Source organism: Kitasatospora sp. NPDC022785 (genome assembly GCF_055561295.1).
The window spans coordinates 265,687-285,922 of the sequence record NZ_JBVHHB010000002.1 but is presented as its reverse complement, the minus strand read 5'-3'; the positions used below and the strand labels follow the sequence as shown (position 1 = coordinate 285,922).

The 20,236-nt window shown below is 71.5% G+C and carries 15 protein-coding genes and 4 pseudogenes; 8 read left to right on the top strand and 11 right to left on the bottom strand.

Features of this window, described 5'->3' with window-relative positions; all coding sequences use genetic code 11:
- Window positions 1–4 precede the first annotated feature (4 nt).
- From ACZ3YO_RS04565 to ACZ3YO_RS04550, 4 genes are all read right to left on the bottom strand, one after another.
- Window positions 5–706 (bottom strand): GNAT family N-acetyltransferase, encoded by a 702-nt coding sequence (locus ACZ3YO_RS04565; protein ID WP_465564765.1) that lies wholly within the window; start codon window positions 704–706, stop codon window positions 5–7.
- Complete coding sequence (locus tag ACZ3YO_RS04560; protein ID WP_465564763.1) at window positions 706–1,971, bottom strand: type III PLP-dependent enzyme; 1,266 nt, start codon at window positions 1,969–1,971, stop codon at window positions 706–708. Before ACZ3YO_RS04560 ends, ACZ3YO_RS04565 begins: the two co-directional genes overlap by 1 nt.
- 113 nt (window positions 1,972–2,084) lie before the next feature.
- Window positions 2,085–3,398 (bottom strand): DUF6271 family protein, encoded by a 1,314-nt coding sequence (locus ACZ3YO_RS04555; RefSeq protein WP_465564761.1) that lies wholly within the window; start codon window positions 3,396–3,398, stop codon window positions 2,085–2,087.
- A 14-nt stretch (window positions 3,399–3,412) separates the two neighbouring features.
- A complete protein-coding gene (locus tag ACZ3YO_RS04550) occupies window positions 3,413–4,492 on the bottom strand; it encodes a phytanoyl-CoA dioxygenase family protein (protein ID WP_465564759.1) in 1,080 nt (359 codons plus the stop codon).
- Window positions 4,493–5,704: 1,212 nt separating this feature from the next.
- Here ACZ3YO_RS04550 and ACZ3YO_RS04545 point away from each other — a divergent pair.
- Together ACZ3YO_RS04545 and ACZ3YO_RS04540 are read left to right on the top strand one after the other, a co-directional pair.
- Window positions 5,705–5,997: pseudogene (locus ACZ3YO_RS04545) on the top strand (hypothetical protein); the annotation flags it as partial.
- On the top strand, window positions 5,948–6,370 hold the full coding sequence (locus ACZ3YO_RS04540; protein WP_465564756.1) for a hypothetical protein: 423 nt from the start codon (window positions 5,948–5,950) through the stop codon (window positions 6,368–6,370). The pseudogene ACZ3YO_RS04545 and the gene ACZ3YO_RS04540, both read left to right, overlap by 50 nt.
- A gap of 28 nt (window positions 6,371–6,398) precedes the next feature.
- Here ACZ3YO_RS04540 and ACZ3YO_RS04535 read toward each other — a convergent pair whose 3' ends face one another.
- Window positions 6,399–7,076, bottom strand: a complete 678-nt coding sequence (locus ACZ3YO_RS04535) for a hypothetical protein (RefSeq protein ID WP_465564753.1) — start codon at window positions 7,074–7,076, stop codon at window positions 6,399–6,401.
- Window positions 7,077–7,521: 445 nt separating this feature from the next.
- Here ACZ3YO_RS04535 and ACZ3YO_RS04530 point away from each other — a divergent pair, with 445 nt between their 5' ends.
- From ACZ3YO_RS04530 to ACZ3YO_RS04520, 3 genes and pseudogenes are all read left to right on the top strand, one after another.
- A complete protein-coding gene (locus ACZ3YO_RS04530) occupies window positions 7,522–8,481 on the top strand; it encodes a LysR family transcriptional regulator (protein ID WP_465564751.1) in 960 nt (319 codons plus the stop codon).
- A 224-nt stretch (window positions 8,482–8,705) separates the two neighbouring features.
- Window positions 8,706–11,384: a collagenase gene (locus ACZ3YO_RS04525; RefSeq protein ID WP_465564749.1), complete on the top strand. Its 2,679-nt coding sequence runs from the start codon at window positions 8,706–8,708 to the stop codon at window positions 11,382–11,384.
- A gap of 236 nt (window positions 11,385–11,620) precedes the next feature.
- Window positions 11,621–11,875 (top strand): annotated as a pseudogene (locus ACZ3YO_RS04520) (helix-turn-helix domain-containing protein); the annotation flags it as partial.
- 31 nt (window positions 11,876–11,906) lie between these two features.
- Here the strand turns inward: ACZ3YO_RS04520 and ACZ3YO_RS04515 are convergent.
- Complete coding sequence (locus ACZ3YO_RS04515; RefSeq protein WP_465564746.1) at window positions 11,907–13,241, bottom strand: helix-turn-helix domain-containing protein; 1,335 nt, start codon at window positions 13,239–13,241, stop codon at window positions 11,907–11,909.
- A 331-nt stretch (window positions 13,242–13,572) separates the two neighbouring features.
- Here ACZ3YO_RS04515 and ACZ3YO_RS04510 point away from each other — a divergent pair, with 331 nt between their 5' ends.
- Window positions 13,573–14,829, top strand: coding sequence for a L,D-transpeptidase (locus ACZ3YO_RS04510; protein ID WP_465564744.1), 1,257 nt, complete (start codon window positions 13,573–13,575; stop codon window positions 14,827–14,829).
- 189 nt (window positions 14,830–15,018) lie between these two features.
- On the opposite strand, the gene ACZ3YO_RS04505 is transcribed toward ACZ3YO_RS04510, so the two are convergent.
- The gene (locus ACZ3YO_RS04505; RefSeq protein ID WP_465564741.1) at window positions 15,019–15,582 is read right to left on the bottom strand and encodes a TetR/AcrR family transcriptional regulator; all 564 of its coding nucleotides are present in this window, start codon (window positions 15,580–15,582) and stop codon (window positions 15,019–15,021) included.
- A gap of 220 nt (window positions 15,583–15,802) precedes the next feature.
- Here ACZ3YO_RS04505 and ACZ3YO_RS04500 point away from each other — a divergent pair, with 220 nt between their 5' ends.
- Window positions 15,803–16,717 (top strand): TIGR03620 family F420-dependent LLM class oxidoreductase, encoded by a 915-nt coding sequence (locus ACZ3YO_RS04500; RefSeq protein WP_465564739.1) that lies wholly within the window; start codon window positions 15,803–15,805, stop codon window positions 16,715–16,717.
- A 90-nt stretch (window positions 16,718–16,807) separates the two neighbouring features.
- Here ACZ3YO_RS04500 and ACZ3YO_RS04495 read toward each other — a convergent pair.
- From ACZ3YO_RS04495 to ACZ3YO_RS04480, 4 genes and pseudogenes are all read right to left on the bottom strand, one after another.
- Window positions 16,808–17,122: pseudogene (locus ACZ3YO_RS04495) on the bottom strand (alpha/beta hydrolase); the annotation flags it as partial.
- Between the two features lie 20 nt (window positions 17,123–17,142).
- Window positions 17,143–17,445, bottom strand: a pseudogene (locus tag ACZ3YO_RS04490) (IS110 family transposase); the annotation flags it as partial.
- A 375-nt stretch (window positions 17,446–17,820) separates the two neighbouring features.
- Entirely contained in the window at window positions 17,821–18,561 is a 741-nt protein-coding gene (locus tag ACZ3YO_RS04485; RefSeq protein WP_465564737.1) for a GNAT family N-acetyltransferase, read from the bottom strand.
- A gap of 64 nt (window positions 18,562–18,625) precedes the next feature.
- Window positions 18,626–19,513 carry a LysR family transcriptional regulator gene (locus ACZ3YO_RS04480; protein ID WP_465564734.1) on the bottom strand — a complete coding sequence of 296 codons (888 nt, stop codon included), beginning with the start codon at window positions 19,511–19,513 and terminating at the stop codon, window positions 18,626–18,628.
- Between the two features lie 149 nt (window positions 19,514–19,662).
- Between ACZ3YO_RS04480 and ACZ3YO_RS04475 the strand changes: the two genes are divergently transcribed.
- Window positions 19,663–20,154, top strand: a complete 492-nt coding sequence (locus ACZ3YO_RS04475) for a cupin domain-containing protein (protein WP_465564732.1) — start codon at window positions 19,663–19,665, stop codon at window positions 20,152–20,154.
- Window positions 20,155–20,236 lie beyond the last annotated feature (82 nt).

The following is a 20,236-nucleotide window of genomic DNA, read 5'->3' as shown; positions in this document are numbered from 1 at the left end:
TGCATCAGCCCACTTCGACTCTCGGTGGTGACCCGGCCAGCGGGCCGTTGGTGTGCGCGGTGGCCCCGGCCCCGGCGCTCGCCGTGACGGTGGTGGTGGCCGGGACGGGCTTCAGGGGTGACAGGGCCATCGACATGTAGAGCGCGCGGTCGCCGTAGCTCTCCGGGAGCGCGACCTCCGGGTCGGCCCGGTAGCCGAGCGGCGCCCAGAGGACCTCGCTGCCGCGGACGGCCACCAGCGAGATGGTGGCGTACCCTCGGGCCCGGGCGGTCTCGGCGAGATGGCCGAGCATCAGCGGCGCCAGCCCGCGGCCGCGCAGCTCCTCGGAGATGACGAGGTCGTGGGCGTGCATGTTCGTCGGCCTGTCGGTCGTCCTCCCGGTCGGCCTCCCCGGAAGGCCGTCGGACGCTTCCGCGAGGTCGTCGGACGTTTCCGCCAGGCCGTCGGACGATTCCAGGTCGTCGGACGCCTCCGCCAGGCTCAGGTCAGGGCACCGGAACAGCGGGTACGGCAGGGCGAGCAGGTAGCCGCCGAACCGGCCCCGGTACTCCAGCGCGAAGCAGGAGCCGGGCGAGGCGCGGCCCCGGGACTCCAGGGCGGCCCGGCCCTCGGACAGGCCGCTCGCGGCGTAGGCGCGCTCCTCCAGCGCGACCACGTCGTCCCAGTCACCGGCGGCCAGCCGGCGGATGCGGATGTCGTCGGACATCACTCGGAACCTCCCATGGAGACGTCGCCCCTGCCGATGCAGGTGTACGGGAGCGGCTGGAATCCGTTGAAGCCCTGCGTCATGTAGGCGGTGGCGTACGCGCCGCAGGAGAAGATCCAGACCGGGTCCCCCGAGGCGGCGGCGAGCGGTACCCGGACCAGGCCGTCCTCGTGGGCGTACGCGTCGTCGCTGTCGCAGGTCGGGCCCGCGACGACGGCGGGCACGACCCGGACGGGCTCGCCGTCCCGGCCGTCCCGGCCGGCGCCGCGGTTCTTGCCGTTCGCTCCGGAGGCGTGGGTGGGGAACTCCAGCCGGTACTGCAACTCGTCCATCTCATAGAGGCCGTTGAACTTGCCGCAGCTCAGGTAGAGCCAGTGCTGCCGCTCGCCGGAGGGCTGCTGCCGCGCCGACAGGCGGGCGACGTGGGCCCGGATGGCACCGTGGTCGGCGACCAGGTGACGGCCCGGCTCCAGCAGGAACTCCAGCGGCGAGGCCGACACCTCCCGCAGGCGCTGCATGCCCTCCCGGATCACGGCGAACATCTTGTCCACCGGCGGGTCGAGCGGCCGCCCCCGCTTGTCGAGGACGCCGAGGGCGGGCAGCCCGCCGCCGAGGTTGACGTGGTCCAGCCGGATGCCCCGGCCGTTCAACGTCTCGACCAGGGCGGCCAGTTCGTCCAGGGCACCCCGCCAGGCGCCGGAGGTCATCTGCTGCGAACCGACGTGGACGGAGAGACCGGACGGGGTCAGCCCCGCCGCCCGCGCCGCCTCCAGGACCAGGACGGCGTCCTCGGGCGAGCAGCCGAACTTCCGGCTGAGGCCCCAGAGCGCCCCCTCCCCGGTGGTCGCGAGTCGGCAGAACACCCGGGCGCCCGGGGCGTGAACGGCCAGCGCGGCGACGTCCGCCAGGCTGTCCGTCGCGAAGTCGCGGACGCCGAGCCGGTACGCCTCGGCGATGTTCCGGTCGGACTTGACGGTGTTGCCGTAGTGGATCCGCCCGACCGGGACGCCGGCCCGCAGCGCCTGTCCGATCTCGTGCGGGCTGGCCGCGTCGCAGCCGGCGCCCAGCTGCGCCAGGATGGCGAGCACCTCGTCGACCGGACACGCCTTCATGGCGAACCGGACGGTGATGCCGGGCAGTTCCCGCAGCAGCGCCGCGTACTGGCCCGCGATGCCGTCGAGGTCGTAGATGATCCGGTCGTCGGTGGCCGCGGCCAGGGCGGCGCGCAGGGCCGCGCTGGGGAGGGCTCTGGCGGGAAGGGGCATGTCGGGAAGGGGCGTGTTGGGAATGGCCGGGTCGTGTAGGGGTGTGCCGGGAACGGCGGCACCGGGAGGGAAAGGCCTGGCCTGATGCATCGTCAGCAACTCCATGGGCCCGGCTACCGGGCCGTCCGGCCGAGACCGGTTGCCCGGCTCGCCCGCACCAGTGGGCCCCAGGCCTCGATCAGCCGGGCGAAGGACTCGGCGTCGGCCTGTGCCTCGTTCAGCAGCCGCTCGCGACGGGGGGTCAGATGATCGGCGAACTCGGCGTACTTGCCGCCCAGTTCGCGGTAGCAGCGGTCGAGTACGGCGAGCCGGCGGTGGTTCTCGGCGCGGTCGGTGCCGATGCTGCGCCGGACCGAGTCGAGGATCGCGTCGACGCGGACGTGGTGCTCGCCGTCGAGGAGGGCGTCGAGTGCCTCCTCCATGTCGAAGTAGACCGGGTAGAGGTAGAGCATCGACAGCAGGAACTTGGTGAACCGCACCTGGTAGGCGGTGAATCCGGGACCGGTCCGCCGCTCGGGGGTGTAGTAGTTCACGATGTTGCGGTTGTGGACGACGCCGGGGAGTGTCGCGTCGCGGACCACGTGGAGGAGGAAGTAGTCGCTGCCGATGGTGTCGGTCGCGGGCGGCAGTGGCACGCGCTCGTACACCTCGTGGTCGAGGCCGAGGTTGCACATGTCCACCCGCCAGATGTCGGGGAGGTCCAGGACCGACCGGTCGGCGGTGAACGGTTCGGTGCCGGCGCCGGTGAACGAGTCGTCCACCAGCTCCCGCTTCTCCCCCTCCGACGCCCCGGCCGGGGCCCAGAGGCCCACCACCTCGTAGTAGAGGGCCGGGTCCAGCTCCCTGATCTCGCCGATGTCGACCGAGAGTTCGCCGACGAAGGAGCTGCCCACCATGGCCACCGGCTTCTCGGCGTGCACCGGGTCGAGCGTGTTGTGGGTGACGCCGGGTATCGCGTCGGCGGCCCGCTTGCCGAGCGAGAGCAGCTCGTGGTGGATCGGGAACACCGGTTTTCCGTCGAGGAGTTGGTAGGCGCTGTCGGAGTCCCGGCGGTGGACGGAGGTGCAGCCGAGGGCGGCGGCGAGCAGGAAGGCCCGGTTGGTGCAGGCGCCGTAGGAGACGGCGTCGGGGAGCATCAGGCCGAGGACCGTGTCCGCATCGGCGACGCCGGAGCGGTGGATCACCGCTCGCAGGAACGCGCGCTGGCGGGCCTCGTCGAGGTGGTGCACGGTGACGTTCGGCGTCTCGGGCAGCGCGGCGGCCGCCTTGGCGTGCACGGCGAACGTCGGCTCGTCGGAGGAGTCCAGGACGAGCAGGTGGACTTCGACGCCGAAGTGCTCGGCCGCGTACGCCGCCTCCTCGCCCATCGCCGAAATCGTGGCGGCGCAGGGCCGGTTGGTGGGCAGGGTCAGGCAGATCCTGTGCATGCCGGTTCTCCGGTTCACCCTTCGGCGTCCTGCGCCTCGGCGTGCTGGGGGTCCTGGTCGGTGGCGGGCTTCCGGTCCTGCTCGTGCCAGGACTCGAGGCCGAGCAGCCTGGCGCCGAGGCCGTTGAGCTCCGCGCGGCCGTACCGCAACGACTCGTGCCGGCGCGCGTCGCCGACCAGCGTCCTGTTCCAGGTCGGCGTGGAGAGGTCGTGCCAGGACGCGATCCGCGAGCGCCTCAGCTCCTCGTGCTCCTCCAGCGCCGGCATCATCGACAGGTACTGGACCGCGCGGACGCCGCCCGCCGAGGTGTTCCGGGCCACGCCGTGGGCCAGCATGCCGTTCCAGATCAGCAGGTCGCCGGCGCTCAGCTCGGGCCGGACCACCGGGAACTCGGCGCGGTCGACGGCGGGCCGGATCGGGTCCCGGTCGGCCGGCTGGGCGGCCTGCCACTGGTTGAACTGCCGGAACAGCTCCGGGTTGCACTGGAAGCCGCCGTGGTCCGCCCGGGTGTCGTTGAGCGCGATGATGCCCTGGACGCGCTGCGGCAGCATGCCCTGCGTGGTGTCGACGTCCCAGTGCAGCTCGATGTCGAACCCCGTGTCGGTCGGCTCGATCAGCGCGCGGTCACGGTTCTTCACGTTCGGCGGGTTGAGGTTGAGCCGGTCCAGCGTGACCCACAGCTCCTCGCAGTCCCACACGTCGACGAACGCGTCGTACACCCGCTGCGCCTGGCGGCTGTCCCAGATCAGCTGGTGCTGGTACGCCTCCACGAAGCCGTAGACGTGCAGGTGCTGGTCCAGCTCGTCACGGAACTCCCGCTCCTCGTACCAGGTTTCCGGCCGCCCGGGGTCGAGCCCCTGGAAGTCCCAGGCGAAGTCCAGCAGGCGCCTGGCCGCCTCGGCGGGAATCGCCTCCTTCACGACCACGTAGCCGTAGGTCTGCCAGAAGGTGAAGTCGTCCTCGGAGAGTACGCGCAGCGGCCGGGACTTCTCGATGTCCTTCAGCGGCGTCCGGGCGAGGTAGGCCTCGCCGTCGTTGCTGAAGTACGGACGGTCCGACGCGGCCCGGTAGAGATATCCGTCAGGGGTCGGCATGCAATCACTCCAAGGATCGGAATACTTCGTGCGGCCAGGGGTGAACCGCGGCCTGGCGGTGGGTCGGTGGCGGTCGCGTCCGGCGGTCGCGTCCGGCCGGTCGCGCGCGTACGGGAGTGCGGGCTGTGGGCTTGTGGGCGTGTGGTGGTGACGACGGGCGCCGTGGACGGCGTCGTGTGCGGACGGGGCCGGCGCTTGCGATCCGGCGTGGCGCTCGAAGGGGAGAGGTACCGGGCGGCGGTCGCCAACGGACCGCCGTGAAGGGGATGCTGGGGGAGGCCGGTGAAGCCGGCCCGGGCCTGCCGCCCGCGGGTGAGGGTGTGACCGCCCGGGCAGGGGGCGTGACCGCCCGGGCAGGGCTGCCGGGTGCCATGGAGGGTTGCGATGCTCGCGGTTCCCGGGCGGGTTCTCACGGTCACGCGGTCACGCGGTCGCTGCGAGTGCTGCTGCGGTTGCTGTTGCGGGTGCTGCTGCGTCGCTGCGCGTGCTGCGGGTCGTCCGCGGAGACAGGGCCGGGGTTCCTTCCTCCTTCTGGTGCTGGAAGCCCCTCGCGGGTCGTTGACACCGTTGGCGGACACGCGGAGTTGTGGGCCGACTCGCGTATCCGGCAGGGCGTCTCGCCAGGACTTTCGCCTCGTCAAACGTGCTCTCCCCTACGGTGGACTAGACCAACTTGCGATGTCAACCCTTGTTCCGGGAGAGCCTGGTGGTGCTTCTGCGGCCAGCCGGGCAGGCGGTGACCTGCGCCGGACCTGCGGCCGTGGAAGCGGCTCCGGCGGCGGGTGGCGCCCCCTGCCCGAAAGGGCGGCAGGAGTCGCCCTTTCGGGCAGGGCGGCCGGTCCGGGCGGCGGTGGACCGGCAGTTGACCGCCGGTGGGATGGCCGAGCCGGCTCCACCGTTCGAGGCGCCCCGATCTGTAGCGTCAGGTCCTGAGCCCTGAGCCCTGAGCCCTGAGCCCCTGAGCGCCGAGTCGGCCTCGGGACGGTGGACGCCAGTTGCTCTCCATCTGCCCGGCCCGAGTCGGCGGAACTGAGAGGGTGTTCTGCGAGTCTTGGTGGTCCTCGTAGTCCTTGAAGGCAAGTTGTCCGGTTCCAGTGCTTCACGGCGGGCCGTCGGAGCGGTGTGCTGGTGGATGTGGGTGAACGTCCTCCGTACCCGAGCGACCCGTCGGATGAGGCCTGGGAGCTGATCCAGCCGGTCCTCAGCGCCTGGCGTGAGCCCGGCGCACGAGGATTCACCCCCGAGTCCAAACGGTGGGCGGTCGAGCAGACCCGGGCACTCTTATGCTCCACCGCAGGCTCGCGCGGGACTACGAGGCGAAGCCGGCCAGCTCAGTGGCGGTGATCCACTGGTCCATGGCCGACGTGATGCTTCGCCGCCTCACCCGCACCACCACCCCGACCTGGCGTGACCCGCCACCGTCTCATCCGGCACCTGTGACAAGCGGGAGGGTCGATGAGGGAACTCCTGGACAAGATCGAGTCCCGGCAGCAGCCCGTCCGTGAGACAGTCGAACAACTGCGCGAGCAGATCACCCGTCTCACCGAGGAACTCGCTGCTGCAGAACGCACCTTGAAGCGTCTGCAGATCACCCGGGAGACGATCCTGGAACTGGTCGCCGAGGACGGCACCGAACCGCTCGGGGCGCTGCCACCCGGATACCGCGAGATCCTGGCAGTCATCGAGACAGCGGACGAAGGACTCCGCGCCAAGGACGTCTGCCGGGCCATCGGCCTGGCCGTCGAGCCACGACACATCGAGAACACCAGTGCCAAGCTGAAACGCCTGGTCAGCCGCGGCATCCTCACCGAACCCGAGCCCGGCCTGTTCACCCTCACCATCCCGGCGCCGGTCACCCCAGAGGTCAACTCAAGCTGAACTCCGGCGAAGGCCATAGAACGCCCGCTCAGGCGCAGACGTGTTCGTAGGAAGCGTGCGCTGCCCCGTCGGCACCCGGGAACTGCACCCGGTCGGGCGTGGTACTGCCGTCCGCGTGGCGGGCCTGGGCGTACAGGATGCCAAGTGCGGCCCACGGGGTCCTGACGGCGTAGATGGTGCGTTGGCCGTAGGGGATCGGGAAACGGGTGATGCGTTCGGCGGTGAGGTGCTGGTCGCCGCAGGCGATGTCCAGGACCTCTTCCTGGTCGGCGTAGAGGAAGCTCACCCACCGGCCGCCGTGCACGCTGGCCGGGCCGTCGAGCGCGTTCAGGGCGGGCGTGCTGTCGCCGGGGAGGGGATTGGTTGTGCAGCCGACTTCCTGGGTAGTGGTGTCGTCCTCGATGTGAAGCTCCCGCCCGGTGCAGAACCGGCCGTCTGGCAGGGGCCAGAAGTACCAGATCGTGCCGCCCTCGTCCCGGTAGTGTCCCCACTGATCCTTGGGCGGGTTGTCCTTCGCGGCGGCGCGGATCCGGGCCAGACCTGCCGCGACTTCACCGGAGACCGGCAGCTTGAACGCGCTCGGTGGGATCGTGGCGGACGAGGCCGGGCCGGCGTGCGTGGAAGCGGTGCAGGAGACCAGGGCGGCCACTGCCAGCCCGATGACCGCCGAAATGACGGCATGGTGGCGCAGCGAGTCGATCTTCATGTTCTCCCCCGTGTACGACCGCTTCGATCCTACGGTCAACTCGCCTGTTCGGGACCGAGTTCGGGGGTGTAGGCGCTCAGCGGTACCAGCTCTCGACCGCACAGCGCGGCAGTACCTCACACACCCTCACAGAACTACCTCTGAGGCGTTCCGTCGGTCCGGGGTCCGGGGTCCGGGGTCCGGCGTCCGGGGGCGGGTCGCGGTTGCCGGCCGGCGGCCCGGCGCGGGGAAGGTCACGGGGTGGCCAGGTGGAGACCATGCGCAGGAAAAAGGTGCTGCCTATCCTGCTGCTCGGACCCCGGGAGGGCCTTGACGGGGTGAATTGCGAGGGGTGATGGTTTAGCCGCTGACATGTCATGTGTGCTGTTGCACCGTCCTCGGCGGAACCCGCCCGACGCCGTCGGCCGGGAGGGTCCGGCCGTCGTGCGACGGGGAGGGGGAGGCCATGGAGCTGGAGCTGCGGCACCTTCGGGTGTTGTGCGCCATCGCCGACGCGGGGAGCGTCGGCCGGGCCGCCGCACTGCTCGGCGCCTCGCAGCCGGCCACCAGTACACAACTGCGCCGGATCGAGCGCCACTTGGGCGCGCCGCTGTTCGAGCGTACGGCCCTGGGGGTGGCGCCGACCTGCTTCGGGGTCGAGGTGCTGGCCGCCGCCCGCGACCTGCTCATGCGCGCCGACGGCCTGGGGCGCCGCCCGGACTCTCCCGACGAGCCGGCCCGCCGGGAGCTGCGCCTGGCCGCGACCAACTCGCCGATGCTGCCCGGGCTGGTCACCCGGGCTCGTCAGCAGCGTCCCGGCCAGCGGTTCACGGTGACCTCCGTCTACCGGTCCTCCGACATCGTCGACCTGTTGGAGCAGGGGGACGCGGACGCCGCCGTGGCCGTGGACTACCCGGGCCAGGAACTGCGCCACTCGCCGTCCGTCGCCCATCGCGGCATCGTCACCGAGCCCGTCTTCGTCGTCCTCCCGGCCGACCACCGGCTCCGTCACCGTACCGAGATCGACCTGGTCGACCTGGCCGACGAGGACTGGTTCCTGACCCCGGACGACGGGGCCGGCTGGCATGGCGTCTTCTACGGTGCCTGCGCCGCGGCGGGGTTCACGCCGGCGACCGTGCACGCGTTCCTCGGCGGGCGGCTGGAGCTCCAGGAGATGGTCGCCGCAGGGCTGGGGATCTCCGCCGTCCAGGCGACCACCCGGCCGCTCGCCCACGTGGTGGTCAAACCGCTTGCCGGGACGCCGATCTGGGTCCGCCACCTGCTGGTCTGGCGGCCCGGCGGGGTGAGCGGGGAGGTGGTGGAGACCCTGTTCGGTGCGGCGGCCGCGGCGTACCGGGACCTGATCGCCGCCTCGCCGGCCTTCCAGGCCTGGGCCGCGCGGACGTACCGGCCGACCCGGCCGTAGCGGGCGGTTCGGGGCGGTTCGGGGTGGCTCGGGGTGGCTCGGGGTGGCTCGGGGGTGCGCCGGGACTCCTTCGCGATCACGTGAGGCCGTGTTATGGCCGGCCGAACAGATGTCATATGACCTGTGACATTGTTCTGAACCTCCGATGACTGGGACGATCGCGTCGGATTCCCCCATGCCTCGGCAGTCGTCAAGCGCCCTCCCCCACAGGAGAAGGACCCACCGTGCGTCTCCGCATACCCCTTCCCACACTCATGGCCGGCTTCGTCGCCGGCTGTGCCGCCACCGCCGGCCTGCTGCCGGTCCCGGCGCTCGCCGCCGCCGGCCACGCCGCCCAGCCGACGGCCGCCGCGCAGTCGTCCGTCACCGCCCATTCGTCCGTCACCGGCCAGCCGTCGGCCGACGCGGACCCGGCCGTCCCCAAGCCGCTCGGGGCCTTCCTCGCGGCGGACCCGTCCGAGGACATGGCCCCCGTGGCCAAGCCGCTGCCGCCGGCGCTGCTCGGCCAGGTCGTGATGGGCCAGCCGGCCGGGACCACCGTGCAGACCGCGCCGCGCCCGGGCGCGCAGCAGACGCCCCCGGCCAAGCCGGGCGCCTCCACCCACTCCACCGCGGGCGCGGCCGGCCCGCTGAGCGCGGCGCCCGCCGCTGCGGCCGCCGCCGGCGCCGCCGCGCAGAGCTGTACCCCGGCCGACTTCGGCAGCCGCAGCGGGGCCGACCTGGTCTCCTTCGTCGAGGGCTCGACCCTGGACTGCGTCAGCACGCTGTACAACGTCACCGGCACCGACGCGGGCAACATCTTCAAGGAACCGAAGATGCTCGCCGTCACCAACGCCTTCCGGAGCCAGGCGGCCGGCTACACCGGCGACAACTCGACCGGCATCCTGCAGCTCGTGCTGTTCATGCGGGCCGGCTGGTACGTGCAGTCGAACAACGCGGGGGCCGTCGGCCCGTACGACGCCGCGCTCACCAGCGCCTCCAAGGCCGGCCTCGACGCGTTCTTCGGGAGCAGCCACTGGACCGACGTCACCGACAACAACGGCACCGTGCTCAACGAGGTGCTGGTCCTCACCGACAGCGCCAATCTGCAGAGCAGCTACCTGGGCGTCTACAAGCAGGTGCTGAACAGCTACAACAGCTCGTACAACGCGTACCCGAAGATGCTCAAGGCGGTCAACGCCGTGCTCTCCGCGCCGCTCTGGCGCGGCAACTGGAACGCCGACTTCGTCAAGGCGGTCTCCGCCGACCCGAGCATCGCCACCACCCTGGGCACCTTCGCCATCAACCACAAGGACCTGCTCGGCACGGCGAACGCCTACCTCGACACCAACGCCGGCAACGACCTCGGCCGCATGGCCGGTGACGGCCCCGCCGTCGAGGCAGTGGCCAAGGGCCAGGTCAAGGCGGTGCTCGACGCCAGCCAGATCACCGGCGTCACCGGCCCTCTCTACGTCCACACCGCGTACCAGGCCAACGCCTTCGACCCCGGCCAGTGCTCGTACTACGGCACCTGCAACCTGCCGGCCAAGCTGACGGCGGCGGTGCTGCCGAACCAGCTGGTCTGCGACAACCGCACCATCCAGACCGAGGCCCTGTCGCCCGCCGACCTGGCCGCCGTCTGCGCCAGCCTGCGCGGCGAGGACACCTTCTTCCACGGCCTGGTGAAGGACAACGGCCCCATCCCCGGCCAGTACGACAAGACCCTCACCCTCGCGGTCTTCGCCAACCAGGCCGACTACCTGACGTACTCCTGGGCGATCTTCGGGAACTCCACCGACAACGGCGGCCAGACCGTCATGGACCCGACCGACCCCAACAACCAGGCCGTGTGCGTGATGTACCAGAAGTCGTGGAACGACGGCTTCACCGCCAACGTGTGGAACCTCAACCACGAGTACACGCACTACCTGGACAGCATCCACGACATGAAGGGCAACTTCACCACCGAGATCTCCGTCCCGGACATCTGGTGGATCGAAGGCTTCGCCGAGTACCAGTCCTACGCCTACCGCGGCACCACCGACACCCAGGCGATGGCCGAGGCCGCCAAGCACACCTACAAGCTCAGCACCGTCTTCCAGAACACGTACAACAACTCGGACACGGTGCGCACCTACCCGTGGGGCTACCTCGCCGTCCGGTACATGTTCGAGAAGCACCCGGCCGACATCGCGGCCATGCTCGCGCGCTTCCGCACCGGTGACTACCAGGGCGGCTACGCGGTCTACAACAACGTCGGCACCGGTTACGACGCCGACTTCGACGCCTGGCTCGACAGCTGCGCCGGCGGCGCCTGCTACGCGGCCGGCCCGACCGCCCTGTTCGGCTCCGCCGTCAACGGCGCGACCGTCACCCTGACCGACAAATCCGTCCAGACCGGCCCCGGCCAGATCACCGCGTGGCACTGGACCTTCGGCGACGGCGGCTCGTCCGACCAGCAGAACCCGACCCACGGCTACGCCAAGGCCGGCACCTACACCGTGGCGCTGACCGTCACCGACAACACCGGCAGGACCGCCAGCACCCCGGCCTCGGTCACCGTCACCACCGGCACCGGCGGCGGCACCACCCTGCCGACCTGCAGCGACCCGCGCACCGACGCGCTCGGCCAGAACTGCTCCCGCTCCAACCTCGCCGCCACCGCCGGCGGCCTCACGTACTTCTACGTCTACGTGCCGGCCGGCACCAGCACTCTGAAGATCAATGCCTCCGGCGGCACCGGCACCGCGTACCTGTACTACAACGCGAACACCTGGGCCTCGTCGAGTGCCTTCACCGCCTCCTCCACCAACCCGGGCTCGACGCAGAGCATCACCGTCACCAACCCGACGGCCGGCTACCGCTACATCAGCCTCTACGCCAACACCGACTTCAGCGGGGTGACGGTCAGCACCCAGTTCTGACCCTCCCGTCCCCGTGTGGGCCACGCCCGCGGCAGCCTGCCGCGAGCGTGGCCTTTGGGCGTGGCCCTTCGGCGCGGTCGGCCTGGTCAACGCCCTCGGCTGGGTCACCGACCGGGCCCCGGTCTCCGGGTGAGGCTCGGGCTCGCCTAGTGCTTTGACCGGGATGGTTCGCCGGGTTGGTGGTCGTGGCGGTTGGATGTGTGGTGGCGTCCGTCCGTCTGGCCGTTGGGGGTGTGGTGGCAGAGCCTGTCCGTGTGCGCAGGTTGACCGACCAGGAGGGGCAGAAGCTGCAGCAGATCGTGCGCCGGGGCAGCACCAGTTCGGTGCGGTTCCGGCGGGCGATGATGCTGCTGGCCTCCGCGGGCGGGAACCGGGTTCCGGTGATCGCCCAGTTGGTGCAGGCCGACGAGGACACTGTCCGCGACGTGATCCATCGGTTCAACGAGATCGGCTTGGCCTGCTTGGACCTCTCAGGGAGAGCGGGCGGACGGCGGGGCCCGGTGGCGGGACCCCGCTCGGCCGTCACTGCTGGAAGGGGCTGGGCTCCCAGGCCTTCCCGCCGATCGAGTAGCTGTAGAGCGGTCGACCCTTGACCGCGCTGGTGCGGAAGGGCGTGCCCGCGCTGGGGCCGATGATCAGCGTGCCCTTGCGGTTGCCGCTGGTCCACTCCAGTTCCAGGTACCAGCTGACGTCGTGGGAGGTGGTCTTGGCGGTCACCTCGATGACCTCCGGATCCCGCTCGCTCACCTTGACCGGCAGGCCGGTGCTGCCCTCGAACACGACCGGACGGGGGCGGGCCGCGTCCAGGTCGAGGTTGAAGGAGTTGACGCCGACGCCGCCCCCGCAGCCGTCGCCCATGGAGTAGGCGTTCCAGGGCAGCGGAGCAGCGATCCGGGCGATGCGAACGTTGAGGGCGGTCAGCACCACGGTCTCGCTGCCGGTGCCCTGCACGGTGAGCTCGATCGACTGGTAGGTGCCGGGGACCGCGCCGACCCGGGAGACCCAGGCCGGGACATCCACCAGCGCGGGCGGGCGGGGGACTTCCGACGGCGGACGGTCGACCACGTACCTGTCGCACTCGGTGCCCCCGCGCGAGGGGTGGACCGCGACGGCAATCGGGGCGCTCGCGCCCTGGTCCGCGGCGCCGGTCGGTCCCGACGGGGTCGCGCCCGCACTGGTGGAAGTGGCGGCGTCGACGGGCTTGTCGACAGGGGCCGGCGTCGGGGATTCGGCGGACGGACCGGCGTCAACGGCCCGGGCGGGCACGGAGGCGGGCGAACCGTCCGAGTGGGTCTCAAGGCCGGTGGCGACGACCCCGATGGTGGCGAGCACCGCTGCGGCCGTCACGGCGGCGAGTGCGCCCCGGCGCACTCGCCGCCGTGACGGTACGGCGGGGGTACGCTCCGGGGCGGCCGCGCCGGCCCCGGTGGCGCCTCCCGTGGCCGGTTCCTCCGCCGGTCCCGGCGCGTCAGGGGTGTCCGGCACCGTCCGCGTCACTGGGGCCGCTGACGAAGCCTCCGCCGCAGGTGCGGGCTCGGGCTCAGCCGCGAGCTCGGGTGCGCGTGAGGGCGCGGGCGCGGAAGCCTGCCGGTTCGCCCGCGCCGCGTGGGCGATGCCCCACAGCCGGTAGAGCTCGGTGCGCTCCTCCGGAGTCGCGCGACACAGCCGCGCGAGGCGCTCCAGCGGGGCGAACTCCACCGGCATCACATCACCGTTGCAGTAACGGTGCAGCGCCGACGTGCTCACCTGCAGCCGCTTCGCCAGCGCGCCGTAACTGAGCCCCGACCGGCTCTTCAGCTCCTGGAGCAGCCGCGCGACCTCGTCCGCCTCCCGCGAATCCCCGATCCCCTCTGGCACTGTTCCTCCACCCCTCCTGAACCCCCTCGGCGGCGCCCCCCGGGCTCCGGCCGTCGCCGGCCGCCGGACCACCGGGACGCCGGACCGCCCGGACACGAACCGACACGAGCTCCGGCAGACAAGCACGCCGCAGACCGTCCCACGGTTCCCCCGAGGGCCCCTCCGGAACCGCCGCGCCGTCCCGGAGCCCCGCGAGCGCGTCCCAGGAAGATTACGTGTTCCCAGCTCAAACCGGATAACGGCGTCCCCGCGTCCCTGATCGCCGGCCCACCGTTGCGGCCGGGACGAACCGGCGCACAAGCTGACGGTGAAAGACCGAGAGGGAGTAACTGTGAGCACTGTTCGGGCGGCCCGGGCCGCGATACGCACCAGCGACCGTCTCCACCGCGGCGTGGTGGCACTGGCGATGGGCGGGATCCTGCTGATGACCGCGGCCTGCGGCGACGGCAAGGGCGAGGGCGGCGGTGACGCCGCGCCGGCCGGCACCGCCGCCTCCGGAGCCGCTTCCGCAGGGGCGTCCGCCGTGGCGGCGCCGAGGACGTCGACCGCGGTGCTGGACGTGGAGCCGAAGGACGGAACCCAGGGCGTCGCGCCGACCGCGCTCCGAGTGTCCGTCTCCCAGGGCAAGCTCACCGCCGTCGACGTGGCGGACAAGGACGGCAAGCCCGTCCAGGGCTCGATCGCCCCGGACGGCACCGGCTGGAAGCCCGCCGCCGCACTCGCCCCCGGCACGGCGTACACGGTGAACGCCCAGGCGAAGGACGCCGACGGTCTGGTCGCCGCGGCCACCAGCGCCTTCACCACCGCCTTGCCCGGCAAGCAGGCGTCGACCAACGACAACATCGCCGACGGCCAGACCTACGGCGTGGGCATGATCGTCAAGGTGGACTTCAGCACCAAGGTCGTGAACAAGGCCGCCGTCGCCAAGGCCATCACCTTCGAGACCGACAACGGCACCGAGGTGAAGGGCCACTGGTTCGGCGACAACCGGATCGACTTCCGCCCGGCCGAGTACTGGAAGCCGAACACCAAGGTCACCATCCACTACCGGCTGAAGAACGTCGAAGTCGCCCCCGGCGTGTGGGGCGACGTCGACAAGGACGAACCGTTCACCATCGGCCGCTCCCAGGTCTCCACCGCAGACGCCGCCACGCACCAGATGACGATCGTGCGGGACGGCAAGTCCACTACAGTGCCCGCCACCCTCGGTGACGACCAGCACCCCTCCTGGGGCGGCACCATGGTCATCATGTCCAAGGAGAAGGTCACCCACATGAACTCCCAGACCGTCGGCATGGGCAACGAGTACGACATCCCCGCCGCCCCGCACGCGATGCGCTTGACCCGGTCCGGCACCTACCTCCACGGCAACTACTGGTACAAGGGCGACCCGTTCGGCAAGGCCAACACCAGCCACGGCTGCGTCTCGCTCAAGGATGTGGAGGGCGGCAGCGACACCTCCGTCGCCGGATCGTTCTACAACAGCTCACTGATCGGCGACGTCGTCACGATCGTGAACACCAAGGAGAAGACCGTCGCCCCTGACAACGGCCTCAGCGGCTGGAACCTCCCCTGGGCCACCTGGTAGCCCAGCTGTGACCGCATGGGTTCACCGGGTGGGCGCTGGACGGCCCTCGGCCGTTGGGATGTCGCGAGACGTTCAGCTCAGTAGGGCTCTGACCTTCACACACTGGGCCCGTGATCCTACAGGGGCGGCTACCCCCTGCTGCATCAAGCCGCCAAGCCCCCAACCCGGCGAACGTATGCGGTCAGAGCACTAGCGGGCCGGGGCGTGGGCGGCGTCCAGGACGAGGGCGAGCAGGCGGTCGGCGCTCGCCTCGTCGTCCGGTCCGGGCCCGGTGGTGGTGAGGGCGATGCCGAGGGCGAGTCGGAGCAGGTCGTGCGGGGTGACGTCCGGGCGTGCGGTGCCCTCGCGCTGTGCACGGGTGACGACGGAAGTGGCGGCGGCCTCGATCCGGCGGTGGCAGTCCTCGCCCAGCGCGTCGGTGACCTCCAGCAGCAGTGCGCCGCCGAGGCCGTGATTGGTGCGCGCATGGGTGATGAATGCGCGCAGCCACTCGGCGAGGGCCCGGTCGGCGGGCTCGGTGGCGCCCAACTCGTCGGCGCGGGCGCAGAGTCGGCCGACGCGTTCCTGCAGGACGGCGGCGAGCAGGGCGGCCCGGGTGGGGAAGTGCCGGTAGAGCGTGCCCGGGCCGACGCCGGCCCGCCGGGCGATGTCGTTGAGCGAGGCCTCGGCGCCGGCCTCGGCGAACGCCTCCTGGGCGGCGGCGAGGAGCCGATCGCGGTTGCGCCGGGCGTCGGTGCGCTGCGTCGGGGGCATGGGCGGGGTCCTCGCGGTCGGTGGGCGGTCGGTGGGCGGTCGTTCCGGGGCTGGGGCCGGCGGTCGCGGTCGAGTGGTGGCGGCCGGGTGATGGTCAAGCGGAGAGGTTCTCCGTATTGTAGGCCACGGCAAACCGGAGAGCCTCTCCGGATGGCCCCGCTGTGGCGTGCCCTGACGCGCCCTGCCCCTGACGATCACGGACGAGCTTCGAGGAGCATCGATGACGGACACCGCGTGGAACGGACTCGGCAAGGTCGGGATCTGGACCTTCGCCTTCGACGCCCAGCCCGCCGGTCGCGTCCGGGAGGCCGCTGCGGAGGTCGAGGAACTCGGGTACGGCGCGATCTGGTTCGGCGAGGCGTTCGGCCGGGAGACGGCGGGCCAGGCCTGGCTGCTCCTGTCGGCGACCCGGCGGCTCACCGTCGCCTCCGGCATCGCCAACATCGCCTTTCGCGACCCGATCGCCGCCGCCACCGCCACCCGCACCCTCGGCGAGGCCTTCCCCGGTCGCTACCTGCTCGGCCTCGGCGGCCACCGGGTGGACGACACCGTCCACGAACTCGACGGGTACCCGATGCCCGCCCGCGGCCGGGCGGTCGCCACCATGACCGCCTACCTGGACGCGATGGACTCCGTCCCCGTACACAGCCCCGCGCCGGCGCCGGCGCCCCGCCGCGTGCTGGCCGCACTCGGCCCGAAGATGCTCCGGCTCGCCGCCGAACGCACCTGGGGCGCCCACCCGTACTTCGTCCCGGTCGAACACACGCTTCGGGCCCGGGAGTTGATGGGGCCCGACGCCTTCCTCGGCGTCGAACAGGCCGTCGTCCTGGACACCGACCGGGCCCGCGCCCGCGAACTGGCCACCGCCCACGTGGCCGGCTACGTCGCGATGGCCGCCCACCAGGAGGCCAACGTCCGCCGGCTCGGCTTCGGCGACGAGGACATCGTGGGCGGCCCGAGCCGCCGCCTGGTCGACGCGATCGTCGCCCACGGCGACGCCGACGCGATCCGCCGCCGCGTCCGCGAACACCTCGACGCCGGCGCCGACCACGTCTGCATCCAGGTCCTCACCGCCGACCCGGCCGCCCTCCCCGACCGCGAGTGGCGCGAGCTGGCCCCGGCGTTGCTGCACTGAGGGCTCCCGGCCCGTGGCGGAGGCGACTTCCGGCGGAGTGCGGGCCTCGTGACGCGTGCCCCGCCGACGCGGCTGGGGAACGCCGCGGGCTCATGGGGTGGATAGTGGATCTTCCTTGGGCGACGTAGTGGGCATTTGCCCGGCAATGATTCTTCCCTGGTTGAGTACGCTCTCCGTTTTCTCGTCCCAGTAGCCGCCGTGTCCTGATGTGTCGATTTTGATGTTGTGGCCTCCGAATCCCGCGATATGGGGGCTGGGGCCCAGTGAGAATCCGCCGACGAGTCGGGTGTCGTCATCGGTGGCCTCCCCGATCCAGAGATGGTCCGGATTGACAGTGAGCTGCTCCGCGTACAGCACTCCCATACCCGGGCTGCCGAGAGTCGCGATGTCGTCGGCCTGCAGGCCGCCCTTCTCACTGTCGGCGACGCCGACGGCGAAGCTTCGCCGCGGTAGGTGCCCGAGGCGCGGTGGACGGCCAGGCCGGTGAGGTAAGCCATGGGCTGGTCGTGGCCCAGCAGCAGGCCGATCAGCAGCGCTGCACCACCGTGGTTGATGTCCACTGCCCACAGCACGTCCTGGTCGATGTCCAGGACGTCGCGGATCAGCTCCAGCAGGGCCGCTTCGTCATTCAGGACCCGGCGGGAGAGCAGGCGCTCGCCCCGATCGTTGAGCACCACACAGTGGTGATGTTCCTTGCCGATGTCCACTCCGGCCCAGATCCGGGGCACGGCCACCTCCGTCAGCTCGTCATTGCCAATCGATCCAGCAGACGACCTCGCCGACGTAGTCCTACAGAGCGATCAAGTCGCACATCCCAATTGGCGGTCGAGTCGTCGCGGGGCCCCGGGCGGCCATGTTCTATGAGCCATCCGATCGGCTCCTCCATGACAGCCATACCCAGAGCCCCCTGGGCCGACCGATCTTACGAGTGACCAGTGCGAACCCACGCTTGAAAGGTAGGACTCCATGATCGGGTGAACCGTGCCTGCTCTGCTGCCACTTACTCGACTACGCCTTGGCGGAGTCGGCGCACCGTTGCTGGTGCGCGGCCGAACCCGGGCTCAGGATGCTCAGCAGCAGCTGGCCTCGGTTCATCCTCGCCGTCAGCCCTTGAGGAAGGAGTGGCTGCAGCCGAGCTCGGTGAAGCCGCGGCGGGCGTACCACTCGCGGGGCCAGTCGGTCGCATCTGCGATGAGGAAGAGTTGCGGGATCCCGGCAGCGGCGGCCAGCGCCAGGCCGGTGGCGAGCAGGGTGTCGCCGTGGCCCTGCCCACGATGCGGCGCGGCGGTGACCAAGTCCTCCAGCTGGGCCAGTCCAGCGGTCCGGTCGAGGTAGAGGTCGGTCCAGGCCGCAATCTCCCCCTCCGGTGTCCGGGCGGCCAGGAAGAGCACCTGCTCTGCGCCGCGCAGTCGGGCGGTGCGGCGCTCGGTGAGCTGCCGGGCGAGGTCCTCGTCCGGGCTCCATTCCAGCTGCTGGCGGAACACCGCCTCCCGCAGCTCGGCCAGTTCGGCCGGACACGCGGCGGGCTCGGGCAGCGCGCAGTCAGCCGTCTCCCGGGCCAGTACCAGCACGGTGTCCCGGTCGTAGCCGGCCGCCGCCAGCACCGGGGTGGCCCGCTCGCCGAGCGCCTCGTCCAGCACAGTGATCGGGTACTGCCGACGAGGCCCGAGGCCCTGCGTGGCCAGTTCGGGCAGCCCCGCCGAGTCGGCATCCGGGGCATCGACGATCAGTTGGTTGTGTTCATGGGAACGGGAGAAGTCCGGGTCGCGGACGGCGAAGGCCCCGGGCAGCTCGACGGTCTCGGCGGCCTGGCGGCGGGCGAAGGCAGCGCGGAAAGCGGTCACGCGCTCAAGCAGATCCGACATCCCGTCATAGTCGACCCACCCATTGCCACGGACAACAGCTTTTCTACTGGCGGACTCTCTTATGCAGGGCCCGCAGCAGCTGCCGGACCGCGGCCGTCGGGGGGCCCGTGGGGACGGCGAGTGAGGTGGTGACGGTCGCTCCGGCGAGTGGGCGGACGGCCACGTGGGGCAGTTGGGGCAGGCTGGTGACCTCGTAGAAGACCGTCCAGGACGGTTCCGTGGCGCCGCCGAGCTCCGTCAGGGTCTCCTGGAGGCTGGTGAACGGCTCTCTGCGCGGCGGGTCGACCCCGGCGGCCCGGCAGGCGTCGGTCACCAGGTCGTGGAACGGCGGGTTGCGGTCCCGGGGGGCCAATCGCAGTGGCAGGAAGCCCAGTTGCTCCAGGTGTAGTTCGGGTTCCTTCGCGAGGGGGTGGCCCGCCGGCAGGGCGACGAACAGCGGATCGTGCCACACCGGGACCAGCCGGAGACCGGGGTGGTCCGGGAGGGCGGCGGCGCGGACCAGGGCCGCGTCCAGCTCGCCCCGGTGCAGCGCCGCCAGCCGTTCGGCCGGTGACGCCCGCCGCAGCCGGACCCGCAGTCGCGGCGTGCGGTCGGCGAGTTCGGCCAGGGCCCGGTACAGCCGGTCGCCCGGCACCTGCACGGTGCCGAGCCGCAGCACCCCGTCCCGGCCGCCCCGCACCTCGGCGGCCACCAGGCCGACCTGCCGGACGGCGGCGAGCGCCGCCCGCGCCTCCGGCAGCAGGCGTTCACCGGCGGCGGAGAGCCGGGTGTGCCGGGTGGAACGGTCGAAGAGCACCACGCCGAGCTCCCGTTCCAGCCTGCGGATCTGCTGGCTCACGGCAGACTGCACGATGTCCAGCCGTTCGGCCGCCCGGCCGAACCCACCGTGCTCCGCCACCGCGACGAAGTACTGAAGCTGCCTCAGCTCCACCCCGCGCCCCCTTCTTCATCACGATCGATGATGACTGTGTGCTCCAAGTGCTTCTGGTCCGCGGATCATCCCGGCCGGTCCAATGGGGAGCGACCCGGTTCCGGACGTCGGAGGCCCGGGGACGGCGCAAGCCGGGAGACGAGGAGATCATGGGAAGCAAGCAGCCGGGCCCGCTCGTGGTGCAGCCGGCCGAGGTCGAGCGTGTCGAGATGCCGCACGGCGCCTTCCAGTTGCTGGCCGACGCCGGCAGCACGGGCGGCGCGTTCGGCGCCAACCGGCTGACGCTCGGCACGGGTGCCGACGGCGCCAGGCCGCACTACCACGCGGTGTCCTGGGAGGTGTTCTCCGTCCTCGACGGCACCGCCGAGTTCCTGCTCGGTGACCGGATAGCCGTCGTGGGCGCCGGCGGACTGGTCGCCGTACCCCCGGGCCTGCCCCATGCCTTCGGGGCCGCCCCCGGCGCCGCGACGGACCTCCTCGTCATCGCCGCACCGGGTGTGGAGCGCTTCGAGTACTTCCGCCGGCTGTCCAGGATCGCCGGGGGCCGGGAGCGATTCGACGACCTGCTGCCCGACCAGGACACCTACGACGTGCACTTCGTCGGGAGCAGTGTCTGGGATTCGGCACGGGACCGGCGCTGATCGTCAGGTCATGCCCCCGTGGGGTGCGTTGGCGAGGCGGCGGAGGGAGGCGGGGCGAGCGGGGTTCGTCCGTCCGGGGCCG